This is a genomic window from Pantoea sp. GM_Pan_3, from assembly GCF_026541045.1.
GTDB lineage: Bacteria > Pseudomonadota > Gammaproteobacteria > Enterobacterales > Enterobacteriaceae > Pantoea > Pantoea anthophila.
Genome location: NZ_JALNVA010000005.1, coordinates 199,639 through 222,199 on the forward strand (window position 1 = coordinate 199,639; position 22,561 = coordinate 222,199).

Here is a 22,561-nt window from a genome sequence, read left to right on the forward strand (position 1 = left end):
GCGCCAGCAATTCGGTTGCTGAGCGATAACCAAAATCATAAACAAATTCCTCTTTGACGAGCCGATAATCTTATCGGCTCTCTTTTTTTTCAGGGCCTCTTCAGCATCTCAGGCAGGTTATCTTCGCCATAGAGGTGCAGCGCCCCCACCGCCACCACATAGTTGCCCGCCGCCAGACTCTGCAGGCTTTTACACCACTGCGCATTACGCTGACCGATCAGGGTATCGTTCAGCGTCTGGCTGAAGGTGGAGGGCAGGGTGATATCTGGCTGACGGGGTGGCGTATCGAGCCACCAGCTCACCATCATCTGCAGCAGCCGGGCATTGGTGTGCCAGTGCAGTAGCGTATCCTGTAACAGGGCCATACCGTCATCGGGCAGCGCGGTCAGCAGGGCGATCTGCGCATCGGCACCTTCCAGCTCAATCACCGGTTTGTTCAGACCTTTTGCGGCCTGCAACAGCTGATAATCAATGCCGTAATCTGGCCGTAATCCCAGCCTCTGCGCCTGCTGTGCCTGTAACATCAGCGCCACCTGCCACGCAGGCAGGTGATCAAACTGGCTCAGCGTCAGGCTCATCTCCTGACAGAGTGCGCTGAGCCTCTGCATCGCCTGGTCATCGAGCCGGGAGGCGAGGGCAGGGCGATCGCCAGCGTGATCAAAGGGTGAGCCGCCCTGGGTAATATCCGCTTCCACGATCAGCGCATCAGCCTGCTGCAGCTGACGCAACAGGCGGGCGGGCAGCGGCTGCATGTCGCGGGTCCCCATGTGGATGCTGCCAACCAGATGCAGCTGACGGTCGCCAAGCCGGACATCCATTGCCGGCCAGCGGTAACTGGCGGGGAAAAGCTGGCCGATAAAGCCGCGCAGTGAGCGCCAGAGGTTGCCTGTCATTCCCGGTCCTTTGCGATGTAAAACCCCATGCTAGCGACTTCAGCGAGGGAAAAACAGCGCCGGAACAACGATCACGGGCGCGGTGGCCGGTAACGCAGCAGGCGATTGGCATTGCTGACCACCGTAATCGAGGAGAGCGCCATCGCCGCACCGGCCACAATCGGACTGAGCAGCGTGCCGGTCAGCGGATAGAGCACGCCTGCCGCCACCGGAATACCAATGCTGTTATAAACAAAGGCTCCGAAGAGGTTCTGCCGGATATTGCGCAGTGTCGCCGATGAGAGGGCTAGCGCATCCGCCACGCTGTTAAGGTCAGCGCGCATCATGGTAATCCCTGCGGTTTCGACAGCCACATCACTGCCGCCGCCCATGGCAATACCCACGTCGGCCTGCGCCAGCGCGGGCGCGTCATTGATACCGTCTCCGACCATCGCCACGCGATGCCCCTGCTGCTGTAACTGGGTAATCGCTGCCGCTTTGCCTTCCGGCAGAACGCCTGCAATAACCTCGTCAATGCCCGCTTCGGCAGCAATGGCGCGCGCGGTCGTCTCGTGGTCCCCGGTCAGCATCATCAGACGATAACCCTGCTGATGCAGGCGCTGGAGGGCGGCCCGGCTTTCCGGTCGCAGCCTGTCGCGCAGCGCGATTAATCCGACCAGCTCACCCTGTTCAGCCAGCAACACAGGGGTGGCGCCCTGCTGCGTCAGGCGCACAATCTCTGCTTCCGCTATCCGGCAATCGACGCCGTTCTCCTGCATCAGTGCCGCATTACCCAGCAGCAGCGTTCTGCCATCCAGTATGCCGCTGACACCTTTGCCGCGTATTGTACGAAATTGCGCAACGGCAGGAGGCTGTGTCAGTTTCGCTTCAGCCACAATCGCTTTGGCCAGCGGATGCCCGGAGGTAAACTCCAGCGCGGCGGCCGCTGCGATCACCGATTCCCGGCTGGCTTTGCCCCAGGCCTGAACATCGCTGACCTGCGGCGTACCCGCGGTCAGAGTGCCGGTTTTATCAAATACCAGGGTGTCGATCTGGCTGGCGCGTTGCAGCGCATCGGCGTCACGAACCAGCACGCCCAGCTCGGCGGCGCGACCCACACCGGCAATGATCGACATTGGCGTCGCCAGTCCCAGTGCGCAGGGGCAGGCGATAATCAGCACTGTCGTCGCAATCACCAGCGTGTAGGCAATCTGCGGCTGTGGCCCGAACAGATACCACACGGCAGCACTGAGAAGCGCAATCACCACCACCACCGGCACAAAGATGGCAGAGATGCGATCGGCCAGCCGGCCCACGTCGGGTTTGCTGCTCTGTGCCTGCCGCACCAGCCGGATAATGCGCGACAGGGTCGTCTGCTCGCCGGTGGCTTTCGCGACGAATTCCACCGATCCATCCTGCACCAGGGTACCGGCAAAAATCGCCGCACCCGGGCTTTTACTTTGTGGCACCGCTTCGCCGGTCAGCATCGCCTCATCAAACCAGCCTTCACCGCTGGCGATGTCGCCATCGACCGGCACCCGGTCGCCCGTGACCAGACGCAGCCGCATGCCGGGCTGCACCGCGCTGACCGGTATCAGCTGGTCACCCTGTTCGCCGACCTGGCGCGCCTGAGCCGGGGTCAGATCGAGCAGGCGTTCCAGCGCTTCTGACGAGCGCTGACGTGCGCGCTGCTCCAGGGCATGGCCCAGGTTGATCAGGCCCAGAATCATGACGCTGGCTTCAAAATAGAGATGGCGGGCCTGCGGCGGGAAAAAGCCTGGCCAGAGCACCACACTGAAGGAGTAGATCCAGGCCGCACTGGTGCCGAGTGCCACCAGCGTATCCATGGTGGCACTGCCGTTGCGCAGACTGCGCCAGGCACTGCGGTAAAAATGGCTGCCGGTAAGCACCATGATCAGCAGGGTCAGGCAGCCCAGCGTCAGCCAGAGGCGGTGGTTGCTGTCGGTGAGCATCATGTTGTCGCCCACCATGCCCCAGATCATCAGGGGCACGCCAAAGGCCAGCGCGACAGTCGCCTGCCAGCTAAAGCGGCGCATCGCGCTGCGGGCGCTCTGCTGCTGCTTTTCGCGCCGCTCCTGTTCATCATCAACCACCTGCGCGCCATAGCCTGCGGCATCGACAGCGGCCACCAGCGACTGCGGATCAGCATCACCCAGCACCAGCGCGCTGCGTTCACCGAGGTTAACCCGCGCCTGAGTGACGCCGGCAACCTGCTGCAGTGCTTTTTCTACCCGGCTGACACAGCTGGCGCAGCTCATCCCGTCGATCAGCAGCACATGAGTGGGAGCGGTTTTTTCTGCCGGATGCGAGGCATTATCCGTTGTCAGCGCCTCCGGCGGCGGCTCCGATGCTGTCAACGGTTCAGACTTTGGGAAGGTGTCCGCCGGTTTCAGCGTCGCGTGATAGCCTGCCTGCTCCACGGTGGCGATCAGCGCAGCGGCCTCCGCATGACCGGAAACCTGGGCTTCCTGCAGCGTGACCTCTGCGTGGTCGACGTCGTCGCGCTGTTCCAGTGCCTCTTTCACGCGTTTGACGCAGTGTCCACAGGACAAGCCGTCCAGGGCCAGGGAAAGGGTATGTGACATAATCAGCTCCTCAGGTGAACATATTTGACCGTTAAGCCAGTTTCGATTCATGCTTAAGCATAAACCTTCCATCAAGGGGAAGGTCAAGGGGACGAAAATGAACATCAGCGATGTGGCGAAAAAGACCGGGCTGACCAGCAAGGCGATCCGTTTTTATGAAGAGAAGGGGGTGGTCACGCCGCCAGTGCGCAGTGAAAATGGTTACCGCAGCTACAGCGGACACCACCTTGATGAGCTGAACCTGTTACGTCAGGCGCGGCAGGTGGGTTTCACGCTGGATGAGTGCCGTGAGCTGGTAGCGCTGTTTAATAATCCCTCGCGCCACAGTGCCGATGTTAAAGCCCGAACCCTGCAGAAAGCCGAAGAAATAGCCGCGCACATTGAAGAGCTGCACGCGATGCGGGCTCGTCTGCTGGCACTGGCAGACGCCTGTCCGGGCGACGAGAGCGCCGAATGCCCGATTATCAACAATCTGGCCGGGTGCTGCGCTCAGCGTGGCTGAATACGCAGCGTAATGCCTTCAATGCCGACCACGATCACCGGGGTGCCCGCTGGCAGATCCCGATCGGCCTCCACCCGCCAGCTGCTGTCTCCGATGCGCACGTGTCCGGTACGATTCTGCAAGGCGGTATCCAGCGTCAGCGTCGATCCGATCATCTGACGCCCCCGCTGATTCAGCGCATTCGGAGCCTGATGCGCTTCGCGGTGCCGCATCCAGCGATACCATAAGAAGACGCAGACCAGCGTCAGCACAGCAAACGTTGCCCCCTGTGCCGTCCAGCTGAGCGGAACAAACCATTCAAAGACACCGACCAGCACCGCCGCCAGCCCGATCCAGAGCAGATAACCGCTGGTGCCCAGCATCTCCGCCGCCAGCAGTAATCCTCCCAGCGTCAGCCAGAACCAGTGCGGGTGCGCAATGATATCGACCAGCATCAGCGTTTCGACTCAGTGCGGGTTTCTTTCAGCAGTTCGCCGATGCCCGCAATCGAACCGAGCAGGCTGCTGGCATCCAGCGGCATCATCACCACTTTGCTGTTATTCCCTTCGCCGATTTTCTGCAGTGCATCGGTATATTTCTGCGCGACGAAATAGTTGATCGCCTGAATATCGCCCGCGGCGATCGCTTCAGAGACCATTTTCGTGGCGTTGGCTTCCGCTTCTGCCTGACGTTCACGCGCTTCAGCCTGCAGGAAGGCCGAGGTCCGTTCCCCTTCGGCTTTGAGGATTTGCGACTGCTTATCCCCTTCAGCTCGCAGGATGGCCGCCTGACGCACCCCTTCGGCGGTCAGGATATCAGCGCGTTTGGTGCGCTCCGCTTTCATCTGCGCATTCATCGCGCCAACCAGCTCCTGCGGTGGACGGACATCGCGGATCTCTATACGGGTAATCTTGACGCCCCACGGATTGGTCGCTTCATCCACAATGTGCAGCAGGCGGGTGTTAATGCTGTCGCGCTGAGAGAGCATTTCATCCAGCTCCATGCTGCCCAGCACGGTGCGCATGTTAGTCATGGTGAGGTTCAGAATCGCCTGCTCAAGATTGCTGACCTCATAGGCGGCGCGCGCCGGATCAACGACCTGAATAAAGCAGACCGCATCAATGGTGACGTTAGCATTGTCTTTGGAGATGATCTCCTGGGAGGGGATATCCAGCACCTGTTCCATCATGTTGATCCTGCGACCGACACGATCCATGAACGGCACCACCAGGCTCAGTCCGGGTTGCAGGGTGCGGGTATAACGGCCAAAACGTTCAACCGTCCATTGAAAACCTTGTGGCACGACCTTGACTGTCGCCCAGACAGCCACCAGTGCCAGCACAATCAGGGCAGGAATTACTGTTATCATACAACCTCCGCATTGTCAGAATAACGGGCCGAGTCGCTTCGGCCCGGGGTCTGCCGGTCAGTAAAGCAGGGAGTAGAGCTGACGACGGTAGCGCGCGGCAAGTGTATCGCCGGTGCCCAGCGCAGCCAGAATCTCCTGCAGCATTTTACGCGCCTGGCCATCCGCTGCATTCAGATCGGATTTCAGGAAGCTGAACAGCAGTTCCAGCGCCTCTTCATTCCGGCCCACCTGATGCAGCTGTAACGCAAGTTTAGCAGCCAGCCCGGCGTTAGCCGGCTCCGCTTCCAGCTGGGATTGCAGCTGCTGGATCTCCGGCGTGTCCGCCGCCTGTTTCAGCAGATCGATCTGCGCCATCAGGCTCTGATAACGGGTATCCTGATCCTGCAACGGCACCACTTTCAGCACCGCTTCCGCTTCATCGCTGCGGTTCAGCGTAATCAGTACGTCCGCCAGCAGGAAGCCGATTTCGCTGGACTGTTTGCTTAACTGCCACGCCTCTTTCAGCAGCGGCAGCGCTTCCAGCGGTTTCCCTTCCTGCATCAGCGCCATCGCCTGCTGGGCTTTCAGCTCTTCTTCGCGCGGCAGGACTTTTTCCAGCAGGGCGCGGATAGCCTCTTCCGGCTGCGGGCCCTGGAAGCCGTCGACCGGCTGACCATCCTGGAACAGGTAGACGGTCGGGATAGAGCGCAGACCAAACTGCGCCGCCACGCGCTGCTCTCTGTCGCAATCCAGTCGGGCGAGAATAAACTGACCCGCATACTCCTGCGCCAGCCGCTCCAGCAGCGGCGTCAGTTCCTGACAGTGCTGGCTGCGCTCAGACCAGAAGTAGAACAGCACCGGCAGCTGCATCGACTGCTCAAGGGTCTGCTGCAGGTTAGATTCGTTGATGTCGATGATCGAAGCATGTGGTGACATGGAGAAGTCTCTTTGCAAAAAGTGTTCTAAGAATATGGGGCCAACGGGCCCGGCTTCAAGCGCTAATGCCTGCGGCTGATTAGTGGCTGCGCAAAATGCGATCCAGCATCCAGCCTGGCAGCAACCGTTTCAGCAGGCTCATCACGTGTGCGACCAGGGTCACCGGATAGCGTAAACGGGGATGCTGACTCTCGAGTGCGTGACGAAGTTTCGGCAGAATGGCTTCCGGTGGCAGGGTAAAGCGGGCCGCGATGCCGGGATTGCGCACCGGATTGTGCTGTTCGCCCTGCGTCACGTTGTCGGTAAAGCGGGTCTGGATCGGGCCGGGCTCAATCAGGCTGACCCGGATGCCGCTGCTGCGTACTTCCAGCCGCAGCGCATCGCTCCAGGCTTCCAGTGCATATTTACTGGCGGCATACGCCCCGCGGCCGGGGGTCGAGATCAGTCCCAGCACCGAACTGGTGTTAACAATGCGTCCGTCGCCGCTGGCCTGCAGCGCGGGTAACAGCCGCAGCGTCAGCTGATGGACACCGAAAAAGTTACTGGAAAACTGCTGTTCCAGCTGCTGGCGGGTCAGCGTCCGAAGCGGGCCATAGAGGCCAAAGCCAGCGTTGTTAAATAGCGCGTACAGACGGTTGTCGCAGAGTGCAATGACCGTGTCTGCGGCCTGATCCACGCTCTGCGGATCGTCAAGATCCAGCTGAAGTCCGGTAAAGCCCAGCGAACTCATGCGCGCGACATCATCTGCTTTGCGACAGGCGGCGATCACCCGATAGCCGCGCGCCAGCAGATCCTGTGCGGCGACCAGGCCGATGCCACTGGAACAACCTGTAATCAGGATGGTTTTTTGCATTTCTTTACCCTTTTTGCCTATCCGGTCGCGCTACGGCTGCTTAACTAAAGGGGCCAGCTCTTTCGCCATGAACCGGGCGATAAAAGGCTGGGCATCGGGATTGGGGTGGATGCCGTCCTGCTGCATCCATTCAGGTTTCAGATAGACCTGCTCCATGAAGAAGGGCACCAGCGGAATATTGTGTTGCTGCGCTAATCCCGGATAGATGCCGCTGAACGCCTCGGTGTAGCGGCGACCATAGTTGGCCGGCAGGCGAATCTGCATCAGCAGCGGTTTCGCATTGGCGGCTTTGACATCTTCGATCACCTTACTCAGCGTCTGCGTAATGGTCGCGGGCGGGAAACCACGCAGGCCATCGTTACCGCCCAATTCGATTAACACCCATTGCGGCTGATGCTGTTTTAATAGTGCGGGCAGACGCGCCAGCCCCTGAGCGGAGGTATCACCGCTGATACTGGCGTTGATGACTTCAGGCTGCTGCTGCCACTGCTTGTTAAGCAGGCTGGGCCAGGCGGCCGTGGCGGACATGCGATAGCCCGCACTCAGGCTGTCGCCCAGCACCATCAGCGTATCGGCAGCCGCAAACCGCGACACCAGCAGAAGAACCAATAACAGGAAGGGATAATGCCAGCGGAAAACATTGTTGAAGTTCATCATCTTACTAAGTCCGTCGGTCAGGGAGAGCATCAGTTGACCATCCTTACCGGAGTTGAGCTGGTTGTCAAACCAGCCGAGACCATTGCGCTGATAGGCGAGTCAGGTTCCGGTAAGTCAACGCTGCTGGGCATTCTGGCCGGGCTGGATGATGGCAGCAGCGGCGAAGTCCATCTGCTGGGGCAGGAGCTGCACCAGATGAACGAAGAGCAGCGAGCGGCCCTGCGCGCCCGGCAGGTCGGCTTTGTTTTTCAGTCGTTTATGCTGGTGCCAACCCTCAACGCGCTGGAGAACGTGCAGCTGCCCTCGCTGCTGCGTGGCGACAGTGACCGTCAGAGCCGTGAACAGGCGCGTGAACTTCTGACGCTGCTGGGGCTGGGGGAACGTCTGCACCATCTGCCGGCTCAGCTTTCCGGCGGCGAACAGCAGCGGGTCGCGCTGGCACGCGCCTTCAGTGGGCGGCCGGGTCTGCTGTTTGCCGATGAGCCGACCGGCAATCTTGACCGCAAAACCGGCGATCGCATCGCCGATCTGCTTTTTTCCCTTAACCGTGACTTTGCCACCACCCTGATTCTGGTGACACATGATGAGCAACTGGCGGCGCGCTGCGACCGTCGTCTCCGGCTGCGTGACGGTAAATTGTGGGAGGAGCAATGATCTGGCGCTGGTTCTGGCGCGAGTGGCGGTCGCCCTCGCTGCTGATTGTCTGGCTGGCCCTGACGCTGGCGGTAGCCTGCGTGCTGGCACTGGGATCGATCAGCGATCGGATGGAAAAAGGGCTGAATCAGCAGAGCCGTGATTTTATGGCGGGTGACCGCACGCTGCGCAGCACAGATGCGGCACCGGAAGCCTGGCTGGAGAAAGCGCAGCAGAGCGGTCTGACGGTCAGCCGTCAGCTGACCTTTATGACGATGACCTTTGCCGGTGAGTCGCCTCAGCTCGCCGCCGTGAAAGCGGTAGACGAGCGCTATCCGATGGCTGGCACGCTGCAGACAGCCCCGCCAGGGCTGAAACCGCAGGCGGGCACCGCCCTGGCCGCGCCGCGTCTGATGGCGCTGCTGAATCTGAAAGTGGGCGATATGCTGGACGTAGGGGACACCCGGCTGCGGATAACCGGGGAGCTGATCCAGGAGCCGGATGGTGGCTTCAACCCCTTTGAAATGGCGCCGCGTCTGCTGATTAATCTGGCGGATGCCGCAAAAACCGGTGCAATTCAGCCCGGCAGTCGCCTGACCTGGCGCTATAAGTTTCTGGGTAATCCTGAAGCGCTGGCCCGCTATGACCGCTGGATTGAACCGCAGCTGAAAACGGACCAGCGCTGGATCAGCGTCGACAATTCTGAAGATGCGCTGGGGCGATCCATGCAGCGGGCGCAGCAGTTTCTGCTGCTCTCGGCGCTGCTGACGCTGATGCTGGCGATAGCCGCCGTGGCGGTCGCCATGAGTCACTACTGTCGCAGCCGCTACGATCTGGTGGCGGTGCTGAAAACCCTGGGCGCTACGCAGGGCGCATTGCAGCGCCTGATTATCGGTCAGTGGCTGGCAGTGCTGCTGCTGGCGGCGATAGCCGGTGGCCTGGTGGGGCAGGGCGTGGAAGCGATGCTGATGGCGATGCTGAAACCGGTCCTGCCCGCCAGCTTACCCGCCGCCAGCCTCTGGCCGTGGCTCTGGGCTGTGGGATCGCTGTTTGTGATTTCGCTGCTGGTCGGCCTGCGCCCCTACCGGCTGCTGCTGGCGACGCAGCCACTCCGCGTTCTGCGGCGTGATGCGGTCGCCAGCCTCTGGCCGCTGAAAATCTATATTCCGCTGATGGGCGGCGTGGTCGTTGCGCTGCTCGCTCTGCTGGTCGGCGGCAGTAAAATGCTCTGGGCGCTGCTGGCAGGCGTGGTGGTGCTGGCGGCACTGCTGGCCCTGCTCGGCTGGGGAACCCTGCTGCTGCTGCGCCGGCTGGTGGTGCGCAATCTGGCGTTACGGCTGGCTATCAACCGGTTGTTGCGCCAGCCCGGCATGACGCTGAGCCAGCTCGCGGCTTTTTCGTTCTCGTTTATGCTGCTGGCGCTGCTGCTGGTGATGCGCGGCGATCTGCTGGATCGCTGGCAGCAGCAGCTACCGGCGGACAGCCCGAACTTCTTCCTGCTGAATATGACGGCCGATCAGGTGCCGCAGGTGCGCGATTTCCTGCAGTCGCACCAGATCAGGCCTGAAACCTTTTATCCGATTGCACGGGTGCGGCTCACCGGACTCAATGGCAAACCTGCCGACCCCGAACGGGATAACGCTCTCAACCGTGAACTTAACCTGACGGCCCTGGCGGAGCGCCCGGATCACAATCCGCTGGTGTCCGGCAGCTGGCCGCCTGGCGCGGGTGAAGTATCGATGGAAGTGGAACTGGCGGACAGGCTGGGCCTGAAGCTGGGTGATACCCTGACATTTGAAGGCGATACGCAGACCTTCAGCGCCCGCATCAGCAGTCTGCGCAAAGTGGACTGGGAGAGCCTGAAGCCAAACTTCTTCTTTATCTTTCCACCTGGGGCGCTCGACAGCCAGCCTCAGACCTGGCTCACCAGCTTCCGCATGGCGTCCGATCCCGCCCTGCTGGCCGCGCTTAACCGGGCCTTTCCGACGCTAAGCCTGCTGGATATTGGCACCATTATGCGGCAGGTCGGTCAGGTGCTGACGCAGGTCAGTCAGGCGCTGGAGATTATGGTGGTGCTGGTCACCGCCTGCGGCATCCTGCTGTTGCTGGCGCAGATTCAGGTCGGTATGCGCCAGCGGCGTCAGGAGCTGGTGGTCTATCGCACGCTGGGAGCCGGCAGGCGACTGCTGCGCACCACGCTGTGGTGTGAGTTTGCACTGCTGGGGGTGGTTTCAGGTGTGGCGGCGGCCATAGGCGCGGAGGCGGCGCTGTGGGGATTGCAGCGTAAGATTTTCGACTTCCCCTGGCAGCCGGACTGGACACTGTGGCTGGCGTTGCCGTTGTGCGGTGCCCTGCTGTTATCGCTGTGCGGCGGCTGGCTGGGGATCCGGTTACTGAAAGGAAAGGCGCTGTTCAGGAAGTTTGATGCGGCGTAAGGGATAATGGCTTAAAGGCGGCACCAGGCCGCCCTTTAAGCTTCATCCGGACCGCACCCGCGAGCGGGTAACGGGGAACTACAGTTTTTCAACGGCCCAGGCGATGCCGCTGGCGTACTCTGCCGGTAACTGCGGTACCAGCGCATCCAGCGCGGCCTTAAGCCGTTCTGCATCGCTGTCGGTCAGATTGAGATGGCCCACCTTACGGCCCGGACGTACCTCTTTGTCATACCAGTGCAGATGCACCAGCGGCTGCTGCAGCCAGCTGAGGTTCACCGCAGTGCCGATCAGATTGACCATCACCGACGGGGCAAACACCACCGGCTGCGGCAGGGGCAGGCCAAGAATGGCACGCAGATGCAGCTCAAACTGGCTGACTGACGCGCCGTTCTGCGTCCAGTGGCCGCTGTTATGCACACGCGGGGCCAGCTCGTTGATCAGCAGTCCGGCAGGCGTAACAAAACACTCCATCGCCATCACGCCCACGTAATTCAGCGCCTGCATGATCGCACTCAGCATCGCCTCGGCCTGCTGTTGCTGCGCCTGATCTGCCTGCGGCAGCGCTACGCTGGTGCGCAGTATGCCGTCCTGATGCAGGTTATGCGTCAGCGGATAGAACACAACGTTGCCATCGTGGCCGCGTGCGCCTACCAGGGAGACTTCACCGGAAAAGTTAATGCCCTGCTCAACGATGCAATCACCGTAGCACTCCTCCGGCAGGGTGTGCGTCTCACCGGCGTGCAGACGCCACTGACCGCGCCCGTCGTAACCCCCGGTGCGGCGTTTTACAATGGCCAGTTCGCCCAGCGAGTTAAACACCGCCGGCCATTCGCTTTTATCCGCCAGCAACTGCCACGGCGCGGTGGCGAGCCCCAGCTCATCCAGCAGCTGTTTCTGCGTCAGGCGGTCGGCCAGACGTGGAAAAATATCGCGATTCACAAAGGCGGGATGACGGGCCAGTTCCCGCGTCAGCGCCGTTTCCGGCCAGCGCTCGATTTCGGCGGTGATCACGCTGTCGGCGATAGGAAGCGCGGCAGGATCGGCGTCCAGACCCACCGGATAGACCGCAATGCCCAGCGGTTCACCGGCCTGACGCAGCATACGGCCTAACTGGCCGTTGCCCAGAACGCAGACCGGCTTCATGCATCCACCCGCGGATCGGGATGGTTCAGCACCTCATCAGTCTGGCTCTGCCGCCAGTGATCGAGACGTGACGCCAGTGCGCCGTCATGCAGGGCCAGAATCTGCGCTGCCAGCAGGGCGGCATTGGCTGCGCCCGCTTTGCCAATTGCCAGCGTACCGACCGGAATACCGCGCGGCATCTGAACAATCGAGTAGAGGCTATCCACGCCGCTCAGTGCCGCGCTCTGCACCGGTACACCCAGTACCGGCACCAGGGTTTTCGCCGCCAGCATACCCGGCAGATGTGCCGCGCCACCTGCGCCGGCAATGATCACCTGAAAACCGTTTTCGGCTGCCGATTCGGCGAAGCTGAACAGTTTATCCGGGGTGCGGTGCGCAGAGACCACTTCGACATGAAATGGGACGTCCAGGCTGGTAAGGATCTCAGCGGCGAACTGCATGGTGGCCCAGTCACTTCTGGAACCCATGACAATGGCGATGCGGGCCGGGGCGTTGGATGACATGCGGTCAACTCCTGTGAATGAACAAACAGACCTGGCCGGGCGGACAGGTTTTGAAGGGCACAGAGAATAGCATGAGAAGGGCGCAAGGAAAACGGTTGCGTCGGGCTGATGTCGGGGATTTACCCGCCGGTTAAAAGTCGAAATCGATAAGCTGAATGCCAGCAGCGTCAAGCTGGATCATGGAGCCGCGGCTGTGCCAGGCGCCGAGTACCGCGCGTTGCGCCGCCTCACTCTGCAGGGTCAGCGTATGAATCGCCGGACGATGGGTGTGCCCATGGATCAGCAGCGGCACCTGATGGCGCTGCATCGTCGCGACCACCGCATCCTGATTCACATCCATGATGCTCTGTGATTTGTGCTGATTAGCCTGTTTACTGTCGGCGCGCATCCGGGCAGCAATGCGTTTGCGGACCCACAACGGCAGGGCCAGAAACAGCCGCTGAATCCACGGATTGTGCACTTTGGCGCGAAAGCGCAGATAACCGGCGTCATCGGTACAGAGCGTATCGCCATGCATGATCAGCAGTCGATGGCCATACAGCGTCAGCACCTGTTCTTCGGGCAGCAGTGTCATCCCGCTGGCACGCGCGAAACGTCGGCCCACCAGAAAGTCGCGATTGCCGTGAATAAAGTAAACCGGAACCGGCAGGGCGCGCAGGGCGCTGGCCACCTGCTGATGCAGAGGATCGGGATCGTCGTCGCCAATCCAGGCCTCAAACAGATCGCCGAGAATATAGAGCGCGTCGCAGTGGGGCGCTTCGCGCTGTAAAAAATGCAGAAAACCGGCGGTAATCGCCGGTTCTTCCTGACACAGATGGAGATCTGCGATAAACAGCGTGCGCGACATTACTCGCTGACGGTCACTTTCTGGATAACGACGTCATCTTTCGGTACATCCTGATGCATGCCGCTGCGACCGGTAGAGACCGCTTTGATCTTCTCGACCACATCCATGCCTTCAACCACTTCAGCGAATACGCAGTAGCCCCAGCCCTGAACGCTTTCATCACGGAAGTTCAGGAAGTCGTTGTCAGCCACGTTGATGAAAAACTGTGCAGTCGCTGAGTGCGGCGCAGAGGTGCGAGCCATAGCCAGCGTACCTTTGGTGTTTTTCAGGCCGTTGTTCGCTTCGTTTTTGATTTCGTCTTTGGTCGCTTTCTGTTTCATGCCCGGCTCAAAGCCGCCGCCCTGAATCATAAAGCCGTTGATTACGCGGTGAAAAATGGTGTTGTCGTAAAAACCTTCACGGCAGTAATCCAGGAAGTTCTGTACGGTTGCTGGCGCTTTATCATCGAAGGTTTTGATTACGATATCGCCATGGTTCGTCTGGAAAGTTACCATTTTTGTCGTCCTGTAAAGGTTGTGATCAGTAGCCGGGGTCGCTCTGTCGGATGGCGTCCCCCTTTTTGTCGACCGTTCTTATATCATAATTTCCAATGACGCGTCAGCAGCACGGCGCAGTTGGCTTGCTTTGCGTCGCGCGAGCGATAAAAATACGGCACAATGTCTGGATACTTAAAAGTGTCAACCACACGCGAAAACGGAACCGTTCAATGCTTAAGATTTATAACACCCTGAGTCGACAGAAAGAGGAATTCAAACCCATTCATGCCGGGAAAATCGGCATGTATGTTTGCGGCATCACGGTGTATGACCTCTGTCACATTGGTCATGGGCGGACGTTCGTGGCGTTTGACGTGGTGGCGCGCTATCTGCGCTATCTGGGTTATCAGCTTAATTATGTGCGCAACATTACGGATATTGATGACAAAATCATCAAACGCGCCAATGAAAACGGCGAGAGCATCGAAACCCTGACCAACCGCATGATTGGCGAGATGCACAATGACTTCGCCGCGCTGGGGATTCTGCCGCCGGATCAGGAGCCGCGTGCGACCCGCCACATCCCGGAAATCATTGCGCTGGTGGAGACGCTGATCGCCCGTGGTCACGCCTATGTGGCGGATAACGGCGACGTGATGTTTGATGTGCTGAGCGATCCTGACTACGGCGCACTGTCGCGCCAGGATCTGGAACAGCTGCAGGCAGGCGCACGGGTTGAAGTCGCTGACGTGAAGCGTAACCCGATGGATTTCGTGCTGTGGAAGATGTCTAAAGCGGATGAACCGGCCTGGTCATCACCGTGGGGCAACGGTCGTCCTGGCTGGCACATCGAGTGCTCGGCCATGAACTGCAAACAGCTGGGCAGCCATTTCGATATTCACGGCGGCGGCTCCGATTTGATGTTCCCGCACCATGAAAATGAAATCGCCCAGTCGGGCTGTGCCCATGACGGTCCGTACGTTAACTACTGGATGCACTCCGGCATGGTGATGGTTGACCGTGAGAAAATGTCTAAGTCACTCGGCAACTTCTTCACCGTACGTGATGTGCTGCAGCACTATGACGCGGAGACGGTGCGTTACTTCCTGATGTCCGGTCACTATCGCAGCCAGCTCAACTACGGCGAAGATAACCTCAATCAGGCGCGTGCGGCGCTGGAGCGTCTCTATACGGCGCTGCGCCACACCGACAGCAGCGTGCCAGCCAGCGGCGGTGAAGCGTTTGAAGCGCGTTTCCGCAGCGCAATGGATGATGACTTCAATACCCCGGAAGCCTACTCGGTGCTGTTTGATATGGCGCGTGAGGTGAACCGCCTGAAAAGCGAAGAGGGCGCTTCAGCGCATGGGCTGGCGTCGAAGCTGCGTGAGCTGGCTAAAGTGCTGGGCATTCTGCAGCAGGACCCGGAGCTGTTCCTGCAGAGCGGCGCGCAGGTAAATGACGAAGAGGTTGCCGAGATTGAGCATTGGGTGAAAGCCCGTGCCGATGCGCGCGCGGCCAAAGCCTGGGCGGAAGCAGATATCGCCCGCGACAAACTGAACGCGCTGGGCGTGATTGTCGAGGATGGGCCTCAGGGCTCCAGCTGGCGTCGAAAATAAACCGGAGAGGGCGAGCAATCGCCCTTTTTTATTATGACGATTGAGCAGATAGAGATCCGCGGCTTCCGTTCAGTCCGTAACCTGAGGCTGATTGCGCCGCATACGGCAGTGAATCATATTGCACAGGAACAGCGGGAAGGGGAGAGACGATGCTGTAACAGCGTCCCCGCAGGGACGCCTGAAGGTTACGCGACCACAGTAATGCGGTAACCCGCGAACTCAACGGTCTGACCGGCCACGATTTTGCAGCGCTTACGGGTTTCCACCGCCCCATCGACCCTGACTTCACCGTCGGCAATCACGACTTTTGCCTGTGCGCCGCTCTGAACCCAGCCTTCCAGCTTCAGCAGGTCACACAGATCGACATGCGGGAATTTTCCCAGTGAAAACGTTGCCATTTAATCTACCTCTTTATCGTGAAACTCTTCACACGCCTGCAGCGTGTTTTGAATCAGTGTTGCGACGGTCATCGGCCCCACACCGCCCGGCACTGGTGTGATGTAGGAGGCGCGTGCTGATGCGCTCTCAAAATCTACGTCGCCCACTACTTTGCCGCTCTCAAGACGGTTAATTCCCACGTCGATGACAATCGCGCCGGGTTTAATCCAGTCACCCGGAATAAAGTTGGGTTTGCCCACCGCGACCACCAGCAGATCGGCGTGTTCAATGTGGTGACGCAGATCTTTAGTAAAACGGTGGGTGACGGTTGTGGTGCAGCCCGCCAGCAGCAGTTCCATGCTCATCGGACGACCGACGATGTTGGACGCGCCGACCACCACGGCATTCAGGCCGTAGGTGTCGATGTTGTAGCGCTCCAGCAGCGTGATGATACCGCGCGGTGTGCAGGGACGCAGTGTGGGCGCACGCTGACACAGGCGACCCACGTTGTAAGGGTGGAATCCATCGACATCTTTATCAGGCGTGATGCGCTCCAGCACCTTCACGTTATCGATGCCCGCTGGCAGCGGCAACTGAACCAGGATGCCATCGATGTCGTCATCCTGATTGAGCGTATCGATCAGCGCCAGCAGCTCATCTTCGCGGGTGGTGGCGGGCAGATCGTAAGAGCGCGAGTGGAATCCGACCTCTTCACAGGCACGGCGTTTGCTGGCCACATAGATTTGTGAGGCTGGGTTTTCACCCACCAGCACGACAGCCAGGCCCGGGGCGCGTTTTCCGGCCGCCAGGCGCTGCTTCACTTTTTCCGCAACCTCAACGCGCACCTGCTGCGCAATCGTTTTACCGTCAATAATTTTTGCTGCCATCAGAGAGGAAATCCACTGTGTTGTGTTGAATCGGGGAAGGGGGCTATTTTGTCAGAAGCGCGGGCTGCTGTCAGTCACAGTTTCAGCCGTGTATGCGCCTTCCGGCTTTTTCGTCGCGACGAGAGCCAGCCTGCATGCGTATGATATCGGCAGGACAACCCGGGGACGAAGTCATGATTTGGATAATGCTTGCTACGCTGGCGGTGGTATTTGTCGCTGGATTTCAGCTGCTCACCGCTGGCTCACGCCACGCCGCCCAGCGGCTCAGCAAACGGCTGCGTCTGCCTCCGGTACAGGTGGAATCAATGATCGCTATGATGGGCAAAGAGGCGGCGAAAGAGTTTACCGACTATCTCAGCAGCGACAATGAAACGCATCTGCATAATGGCGCAGCGGTGCTGCTGATCTGGCAGGTATTGATTGTTGACGGCAGCGAAGAGAACAGCCAGCGCTGGCATGCGATTCTCAGGCATGCCGGTTTTCCACCGCTTATCAGCCGCCAGCAGCTGCTGCTCGCGCTGGGCTTTCTGCGACAGCTGGAGCCAGATAGCCAGGAGCTGCACGTACTTCGTGAGCAATACAATGCGCGTTTCACCTCACAAGGGATTGAGCTGGAAGGAGAATTCACCGGCAGCAGTAAACTCGTGTCGCTCAGCGAATGGCGCAAGCGTCACTGACGCCAATTGGTCATTACAGCAGCACTTCGCAGCCGGGAAGCGGCAAAAACGTTGACGTACCCGCTTCCCGACGTATAATCCGTGCCATCTCCATGCGCCCTTAGCTCAGCTGGATAGAGCACCGGCCTTCTAAGCCGTAGGTCACAGGTTCGAATCCTGTAGGGCGTGCCAAATAAATTCAATGACTTATCCTTTTCCTCCGACTACCTGATTTTCCACATGGGACAGATGTGGGACACGACTGCCAAAAATCGCATCAATTTGCTGTGCATGCTCCGTTAAGTGGTTAGGTGCAAGGTAAGCGTATCGCTGTACCATTTCGATGCTTTCCCAGCCTCCCATTTCCTGCAGCGCTCACAGCGGAACGCCAGACTGGATTAATCAGTTCGCCCAGGTGTGCCTCAGGTCATGCAAATGGAAGTCTTCAATCCCTGCCGCTTTCAGACCGATATTCTGGGGTGATGTGAATCTTACAGGTTCGCATACTCCAGTATTTCTTCACCCATCAGCGTACAATCCACGTCCGAATAATACATAAAGCGCATACGGTATTTACCTTTATAGATATATCCCCAAATTTCAAGAGCGTCTAATTTTCGGGTGCCGCCTTGCGGATTCTTAATCTTTGCCAGCGGGGTAACTTTTTTATCAATAGAGATTCTGTCACCGTTATCCCGATAGAATGACAGCAGCTTTAATGTTTTTCATTGAGCAATCCCCATTTCCTTTTTAATACGATCCAACGCCAGATGCCTTTGAGTAAAGCCATTCAGGCCACCATTAACAAGCAGTGTAACGGCTTTCAAATCGTCTTTATCCGCACGTGGATTAACGAACCGTGAGACCCAGAACCCGCACGCTGTTCTGACTGCAATGTCCGGATAAACGGCAACGGAATCTGGATGATTGACCAAATCCTTATGTAGAATTTTGCCGTAGCGGTCATAATTTTCTCTGCCCGTAAGATGCAGCATCCTACGGCCAATATATTCAGGTCCGTCTCCCGGAAAATTGTTGCCGACATTGCGGCCTGTTCTTGTATCTGGCTCTTTCAATGAGTGCAGGGAAACTGTCTGTTTCAACGCATGAAAAGGTTGATGAAAACTAAGTTTAATCCTGTGACGATAAAAGCTGAAAAAGAGGAAAATTATGCCTGTTTTATCTTTATTATTTCTCTTCAGCTTTTAATTTACCATCTGGCGTTAAGGTGTATGTATGCTCATCTATATTAATATAGCTTTTACTATTAAGGCTTCCTCTAACAATAATTGCTATGCTGTTATAAACACATTTCTTATTCTCGCCATTACTATCATCAAAGCAGGTATAGTCATCAATTGAACCATCTCTGGTTCCTTTTGGTAATTGTTCATAACCGCCGAAATTCATGACGATAACTGTGTAATTATCGGGAGTGCTGATAATATGATATTTTTTCTGAAGTGAATCTTTATTTTTCAACCACCATTTTAGTTTTCCTTCAGTAGTCATTGGTAGATGTTCGACAAAAACTGCACCATTATTAACTCTGACTATTTTGGCTGGCTTTGTAGCAATCCATACGCAGTATGCTGTTATTAAAAAAATCACAACTACGCTAATCCTTTTGTATTTAAACATTGTTTTCTCCTGTCAATGTTATAGTAGCCTCGAAATTTGTGAAAAATGGCTTCTGAGAAAAATGCTTTGCTCTCTGTAGAACGAACCATATTCTAAAGAAAGCAATAGAGTTAAATTTAACTTTTAAGATATCTTCTTTATCTAAGCCAAAATGATCTTGTGCTCTGTATTTGACAGTCGCACTATATTTATTGCCCTGAAAGGTCAGGCTTTCTATAGAGATTTCTGTGCTGTTTATATCGTGAACAGTAATGCCCATTCCATTGACGAAATCTTTCCATCTTGTGTATTTAGGTAGGCGACTTTTAGACAACACATTTGAAAAATGCTCTTTCGTCAATTGTGACTTATTAAAATCAAATTGCTCGATAGTGCTTTTAATTATGGATAATGTGCTATCGATAGAGTTGTCACTCAATATGAGATTTCTGTAGGCATTGTTCATAAAAGGATGTTGAAAATCATTTCCATTACTACGTTCCATGTGATTGAAAAGATTTATAATCAAGCCTTGGTATGGTCCTCGGAAAGAAAAAGCATAGGACTGAGATCGTAGCTCATCATATAATATCGCAATAGCTTTTTCTCTATTAACCGGCTGTATAGAGTGAGTAGCAGGATGCTGATAGGAGGGACCAAAAGTAGCCCAATCGATGAAAGTTGATACTTGCCCGAGATGATAATGCTTTTTTAGTAAATCAACATCCATATCGCCACTTTGCATGTCATCGGCATTTCTGTCATTGAATCTTTTTTTTGTAGTGAAGATGATCAGTTTTTTGTCGATTCCTTTCATTTAAAAATCAATCCCTTTTATTCAAATGTTTGAGTATTATACATTTTCTGTTTGTAAAGTAGGTTAAGAATCTTCTCAACATTGTTCAGAGTCATCGACGCCCACACGATCATGCAGTGATTAACTTTAGCCGTGAGAGTAGTCATTTTCTAAAGAGTCATATTTGGAGGCAGATCACAAATTTAAATGAAAAAATCACATATGCAACAGATAACTGGCTCGAAAGTTATAATCCTGCATCGATTTCAGTGGCTTACGCCATATTCCACCCTACCTGATTTTCTCCTTGTGTCATATTTGTGTTGTTTTCCTCCAAAAGTGAGTCAACTTTGCGCGCATGTTAAGTCAGATGGTTAGGTGCCAGATGAGCATATCGACGCACTATTTCGATGCTTTCCCATCCGCCTATTTCCTGCAGCGCGGACAGCGGAACGCCAGACTGGATTAAGCAGTTCGCTTAGGTGTGTCTTAGGGCATGAAAGCGGAAGTCTTTCACTCGCAACTGGATGAGGCGGTTATGAGCAGCGACAGCTCGGTGAAGAAGGTGGCGGGTGAATGGGGGCGAGCTGAGCCGCAGAGCACGCGAACCAGACGCTGTCGCCGCTATTTGACAAGGAGCGTGAGTAGAACCGGCTGCGTGAGACGCAGCTGATAGATAAAATCAGTAACCGGGCGGCGGATATCCTACGGACAGAGGGGCAGATAGCCGCGACGAAGGCCGCGAACGAACAGATGAAGGATGTCACGCCGGGGCAGATGAAGACGGCAGAGGCGGAAGGCGAATCCGGGTAAAAAGCCAACGGCTGGGGACATCAGCGGGCAGGCTTACCAGACTTCCTATACCTAAATTAAAGGAGCAGTAGCTGAATCTGCTGGTTCTGAATATCCTGAAAGTTCCGAACAGAACCTGGCTGAAAAAGTTCAGCAGCAACTGGAGAAAAGAGTGATGCAAAATAAGAAAATTAAACTCTTATTATTATTGATTTCTTCATGGGTAGTGGGCCTTTTCATTATTCTTGTAGGTGGTCGAATATTTATATCTCTGGCATCCTATTTTTTATCAGGTGATTTTGATTTTTATCGAAATGACTTAGTCAGAGCAGCTGAAATATCAATTGGATGTGGGGTGATTATTGGCGTAGGACAATGTCTCATGTCGAAAGAGAAACCGTCCTCGCCTTCAAATCCTGAGTGATGTACGTAAATCATGGCCTTGTTGCCGGGATTTTACATTATGTGTCAGCCAGTTACCCTTCAGTCGCCAGCTGGATGATTAACCGTCCCGGCCCGGTGATTACCTCGATCTTTTGCCCGGTGGTAAAGCCCAGCGCTTCCAGCCAGCGTCCCTTGATGGTGAGCTGTGGCAGCGGGTTCGGCTGACCTTTATTGGGTCGGTATCCCACCCTGTAATAATGCGCCCGCGATTCGCTGGCGGCGGTTGTGGATGTGCGTGTCTCTGACTTATGATGCGTGTCAGCCATGATCAACTCCTTCTTAGTTGCTTATGGTCAGCGGCTGCTGCGGGTTGCCGCCCGCTTCAGCCGCGCAAAAATCTCTCTTTTCGCGCTTCCCGTTCTGTTATTTTTTATGGTTACGCCTGAGGCTCAGCGGGATTTCTGATGGCTGCCGATGATGCGCTTTTTACAGACTGCGTCGTTTAGCTTTGTGATATAACCAGATGCCAGTGAAGGCAAGCAGCACAGAAAAAACGGCCTTTAGTAGAATCACTGTGAAATCGAAGCTATCCATAGCATTTTCACCATCACCATTAATGTGACCTGCAATCAGTGATCTGATGAATCCTTCGGGTATAAGAACCCAGGAAGCGAACAGGATTGCCATAAATATCCCTATTTTCATTGCGCGACACCCTTTGTGACATGATGAACATCAATGCGGCAGTATGCATCCCCATCATACACCGGAGTCGACACTATTGAGTGGGTGAATCCTGAAGCTACTGCGAAGCCTCTTACCTGCCGGCCACCACACTGAGTAATCACGCTGCCACAGCACGCCTCATCACACACTTTCCTTCCCCCTGCCGCAGTGCCATGATACCCCTCAACATCACCGTTCATGGCCAGCCTGACTTAGCGCATAAACAGGGAACTCACCACCATGGAAAATAACCATCTGACAGACATCGCTGACGCCTTTCCCCGGTTGGCCATCGATCTCAAATATGCCACTGCCGACAACCTCACCGGGCAGCCAATCTACCGCGATGCGCGCTGTCTGCTGCACGTTGATGCGGCAAAAGCGCTGGCGAAAAGTATCGATATTGCAGAGGTCGCGGGCTATACGCTGCTCATTCTCGACGCATACCGTCCTCCTGAAGCGCAGGCGATCCTCTGGCAGGCGTGCCCGAATCCGGACTATGTTGTTCCCCTGGCACTCGGCTCTAATCACAGCCGGGGCACGGCGGTGGATGTGACGCTGATCGACGAGCGTGGCGAGATAATGGATATGGGCACCGGCTTTGATGAGATGAGCGAGCACTCCCATCCTTATCATCCTGCGGTAGCCGTGCAGGCGCAGCGCAACCGGCTGCTGCTCAATGCCATTATGCTGGGAGGCGGCTTTACCGGCATTGCAACTGAATGGTGGCATTTTGAACTGCCCGATGCCGGGCGCTATCCACTCATCGAAGGGCTATTCGGCTGCTACGCAACAACGCGAATGGAAAATATCAGCCTGTCTTCGTAAAAGACGCACTTTTTATTAGTGGCCAAAAGTTTATGCAGTAAAAAATTTAAAGGGACAGAGAGAACGGGCGGGGCAGGGCGCAGAAACA

The 22,561-nt window shown here is 56.6% G+C and carries 24 protein-coding genes, 1 tRNA gene and 2 pseudogenes; 8 read left to right on the forward strand and 19 right to left on the reverse strand.

Annotation, left to right across the window (positions count from 1 at the left end; genetic code table 11):
- Positions 1-89 precede the first annotated feature (89 nt).
- Positions 90-893 (reverse strand): TraB/GumN family protein, encoded by an 804-nt coding sequence (locus tag OXR04_RS15765; RefSeq protein WP_009091613.1) that lies wholly within the window; start codon positions 891-893, stop codon positions 90-92.
- Positions 894-964: 71 nt separating this feature from the next.
- The gene (gene copA / locus OXR04_RS15770; protein ID WP_267372008.1) at positions 965-3,478 is read right to left on the reverse strand and encodes a copper-exporting P-type ATPase CopA; all 2,514 of its coding nucleotides are present in this window, start codon (positions 3,476-3,478) and stop codon (positions 965-967) included.
- A 97-nt stretch (positions 3,479-3,575) separates the two neighbouring features.
- On the opposite strand from copA, the gene cueR reads away from it, so the two are divergent.
- Positions 3,576-3,980: a Cu(I)-responsive transcriptional regulator gene (gene cueR / locus OXR04_RS15775; protein ID WP_009091609.1), complete on the forward strand. Its 405-nt coding sequence runs from the start codon at positions 3,576-3,578 to the stop codon at positions 3,978-3,980.
- Here the strand turns inward: cueR and OXR04_RS15780 are convergent.
- The 5 genes from OXR04_RS15780 to tesA form a co-directional block, all read right to left on the reverse strand.
- Positions 3,968-4,414, reverse strand: coding sequence for an NfeD family protein (locus tag OXR04_RS15780; RefSeq protein ID WP_058956351.1), 447 nt, complete (start codon positions 4,412-4,414; stop codon positions 3,968-3,970). The genes cueR and OXR04_RS15780 overlap by 13 nt on opposite strands.
- Positions 4,414-5,328 carry an SPFH domain-containing protein gene (locus OXR04_RS15785; RefSeq protein ID WP_009091604.1) on the reverse strand — a complete coding sequence of 305 codons (915 nt, stop codon included), beginning with the start codon at positions 5,326-5,328 and terminating at the stop codon, positions 4,414-4,416. The genes OXR04_RS15780 and OXR04_RS15785 overlap by 1 nt, the downstream gene beginning before the upstream one ends.
- A gap of 57 nt (positions 5,329-5,385) precedes the next feature.
- Positions 5,386-6,243: a co-chaperone YbbN gene (locus OXR04_RS15790; protein ID WP_267372007.1), complete on the reverse strand. Its 858-nt coding sequence runs from the start codon at positions 6,241-6,243 to the stop codon at positions 5,386-5,388.
- Positions 6,244-6,322: 79 nt separating this feature from the next.
- Positions 6,323-7,096 carry an SDR family oxidoreductase gene (locus OXR04_RS15795; protein ID WP_046101375.1) on the reverse strand — a complete coding sequence of 258 codons (774 nt, stop codon included), beginning with the start codon at positions 7,094-7,096 and terminating at the stop codon, positions 6,323-6,325.
- Positions 7,097-7,126: 30 nt separating this feature from the next.
- The gene (gene tesA / locus OXR04_RS15800; protein WP_140028190.1) at positions 7,127-7,753 is read right to left on the reverse strand and encodes a multifunctional acyl-CoA thioesterase I/protease I/lysophospholipase L1; all 627 of its coding nucleotides are present in this window, start codon (positions 7,751-7,753) and stop codon (positions 7,127-7,129) included.
- Here tesA and ybbA point away from each other — a divergent pair.
- A complete protein-coding gene (gene ybbA / locus OXR04_RS15805; protein ID WP_058956347.1) occupies positions 7,721-8,407 on the forward strand; it encodes a putative ABC transporter ATP-binding protein YbbA in 687 nt (228 codons plus the stop codon). The genes tesA and ybbA overlap by 33 nt on opposite strands.
- A complete protein-coding gene (ybbP, locus tag OXR04_RS15810) occupies positions 8,404-10,821 on the forward strand; it encodes a putative ABC transporter permease subunit YbbP (RefSeq protein WP_267372005.1) in 2,418 nt (805 codons plus the stop codon). Before ybbA ends, ybbP begins: the two co-directional genes overlap by 4 nt.
- A 78-nt stretch (positions 10,822-10,899) precedes the next feature.
- On the opposite strand, the gene purK is transcribed toward ybbP, so the two are convergent.
- The 4 genes from purK to ppiB form a co-directional block, all read right to left on the reverse strand.
- Positions 10,900-11,964: a 5-(carboxyamino)imidazole ribonucleotide synthase gene (purK, locus tag OXR04_RS15815; protein WP_267372003.1), complete on the reverse strand. Its 1,065-nt coding sequence runs from the start codon at positions 11,962-11,964 to the stop codon at positions 10,900-10,902.
- On the reverse strand, positions 11,961-12,467 hold the full coding sequence (purE, locus tag OXR04_RS15820; protein WP_009091589.1) for a 5-(carboxyamino)imidazole ribonucleotide mutase: 507 nt from the start codon (positions 12,465-12,467) through the stop codon (positions 11,961-11,963). Before purE ends, purK begins: the two co-directional genes overlap by 4 nt.
- 130 nt (positions 12,468-12,597) lie before the next feature.
- Positions 12,598-13,314, reverse strand: coding sequence for a UDP-2,3-diacylglucosamine diphosphatase (gene lpxH, locus OXR04_RS15825; RefSeq protein WP_267372001.1), 717 nt, complete (start codon positions 13,312-13,314; stop codon positions 12,598-12,600).
- Positions 13,314-13,808, reverse strand: coding sequence for a peptidylprolyl isomerase B (ppiB, locus tag OXR04_RS15830; protein ID WP_009091583.1), 495 nt, complete (start codon positions 13,806-13,808; stop codon positions 13,314-13,316). The genes lpxH and ppiB overlap by 1 nt, the downstream gene beginning before the upstream one ends.
- Positions 13,809-14,020: 212 nt before the next feature.
- Here ppiB and cysS point away from each other — a divergent pair, with 212 nt between their 5' ends.
- Positions 14,021-15,406, forward strand: coding sequence for a cysteine--tRNA ligase (gene cysS / locus OXR04_RS15835; RefSeq protein WP_046101382.1), 1,386 nt, complete (start codon positions 14,021-14,023; stop codon positions 15,404-15,406).
- Positions 15,407-15,591: 185 nt separating this feature from the next.
- Here the strand turns inward: cysS and ybcJ are convergent, their stop codons facing one another.
- Together ybcJ and folD are read right to left on the reverse strand one after the other, a co-directional pair.
- Positions 15,592-15,804 (reverse strand): ribosome-associated protein YbcJ, encoded by a 213-nt coding sequence (gene ybcJ / locus OXR04_RS15840; protein WP_046101383.1) that lies wholly within the window; start codon positions 15,802-15,804, stop codon positions 15,592-15,594.
- Positions 15,805-16,671 carry a bifunctional methylenetetrahydrofolate dehydrogenase/methenyltetrahydrofolate cyclohydrolase FolD gene (folD, locus tag OXR04_RS15845; protein ID WP_009091578.1) on the reverse strand — a complete coding sequence of 289 codons (867 nt, stop codon included), beginning with the start codon at positions 16,669-16,671 and terminating at the stop codon, positions 15,805-15,807. It abuts the gene before it with no gap.
- A 173-nt stretch (positions 16,672-16,844) separates the two neighbouring features.
- Between folD and OXR04_RS15850 the strand changes: the two genes are divergently transcribed.
- Together OXR04_RS15850 and OXR04_RS15855 are read left to right on the forward strand one after the other, a co-directional pair.
- Complete coding sequence (locus tag OXR04_RS15850; protein WP_140028196.1) at positions 16,845-17,348, forward strand: DUF1198 family protein; 504 nt, start codon at positions 16,845-16,847, stop codon at positions 17,346-17,348.
- Positions 17,349-17,442: 94 nt separating this feature from the next.
- A tRNA-Arg gene (locus OXR04_RS15855) sits at positions 17,443-17,519 on the forward strand.
- A 15-nt stretch (positions 17,520-17,534) separates the two neighbouring features.
- Here OXR04_RS15855 and OXR04_RS15860 read toward each other — a convergent pair.
- The 5 genes and pseudogenes from OXR04_RS15860 to OXR04_RS21570 form a co-directional block, all read right to left on the reverse strand.
- Positions 17,535-17,795: pseudogene (locus OXR04_RS15860) on the reverse strand (tyrosine-type recombinase/integrase); the annotation flags it as partial.
- A 257-nt stretch (positions 17,796-18,052) separates the two neighbouring features.
- Entirely contained in the window at positions 18,053-18,430 is a 378-nt protein-coding gene (locus OXR04_RS15865; protein WP_258195930.1) for a glycoside hydrolase family 19 protein, read from the reverse strand.
- An 85-nt stretch (positions 18,431-18,515) separates the two neighbouring features.
- Positions 18,516-18,968 (reverse strand): DUF943 family protein, encoded by a 453-nt coding sequence (locus tag OXR04_RS15870; RefSeq protein WP_140028197.1) that lies wholly within the window; start codon positions 18,966-18,968, stop codon positions 18,516-18,518.
- Positions 18,961-19,764, reverse strand: coding sequence for a DUF3289 family protein (locus OXR04_RS15875; RefSeq protein WP_140028198.1), 804 nt, complete (start codon positions 19,762-19,764; stop codon positions 18,961-18,963). Before OXR04_RS15875 ends, OXR04_RS15870 begins: the two co-directional genes overlap by 8 nt.
- A gap of 253 nt (positions 19,765-20,017) precedes the next feature.
- Positions 20,018-20,260 (reverse strand): annotated as a pseudogene (locus OXR04_RS21570) (tyrosine-type recombinase/integrase); the annotation flags it as partial.
- Positions 20,261-20,710: 450 nt separating this feature from the next.
- Between OXR04_RS21570 and OXR04_RS15885 the strand changes: the two are divergent.
- Positions 20,711-20,959, forward strand: coding sequence for a hypothetical protein (locus OXR04_RS15885; protein ID WP_140028199.1), 249 nt, complete (start codon positions 20,711-20,713; stop codon positions 20,957-20,959).
- Between the two features lie 52 nt (positions 20,960-21,011).
- Here OXR04_RS15885 and OXR04_RS15890 read toward each other — a convergent pair whose 3' ends face one another.
- Positions 21,012-21,245 carry a SymE family type I addiction module toxin gene (locus OXR04_RS15890; protein ID WP_058956340.1) on the reverse strand — a complete coding sequence of 78 codons (234 nt, stop codon included), beginning with the start codon at positions 21,243-21,245 and terminating at the stop codon, positions 21,012-21,014.
- A 640-nt stretch (positions 21,246-21,885) separates the two neighbouring features.
- On the opposite strand from OXR04_RS15890, the gene ddpX reads away from it, so the two are divergent.
- Positions 21,886-22,473 (forward strand): D-alanyl-D-alanine dipeptidase, encoded by a 588-nt coding sequence (gene ddpX / locus OXR04_RS15895; protein WP_140028201.1) that lies wholly within the window; start codon positions 21,886-21,888, stop codon positions 22,471-22,473.
- Positions 22,474-22,561: the final 88 nt, after the last annotated feature.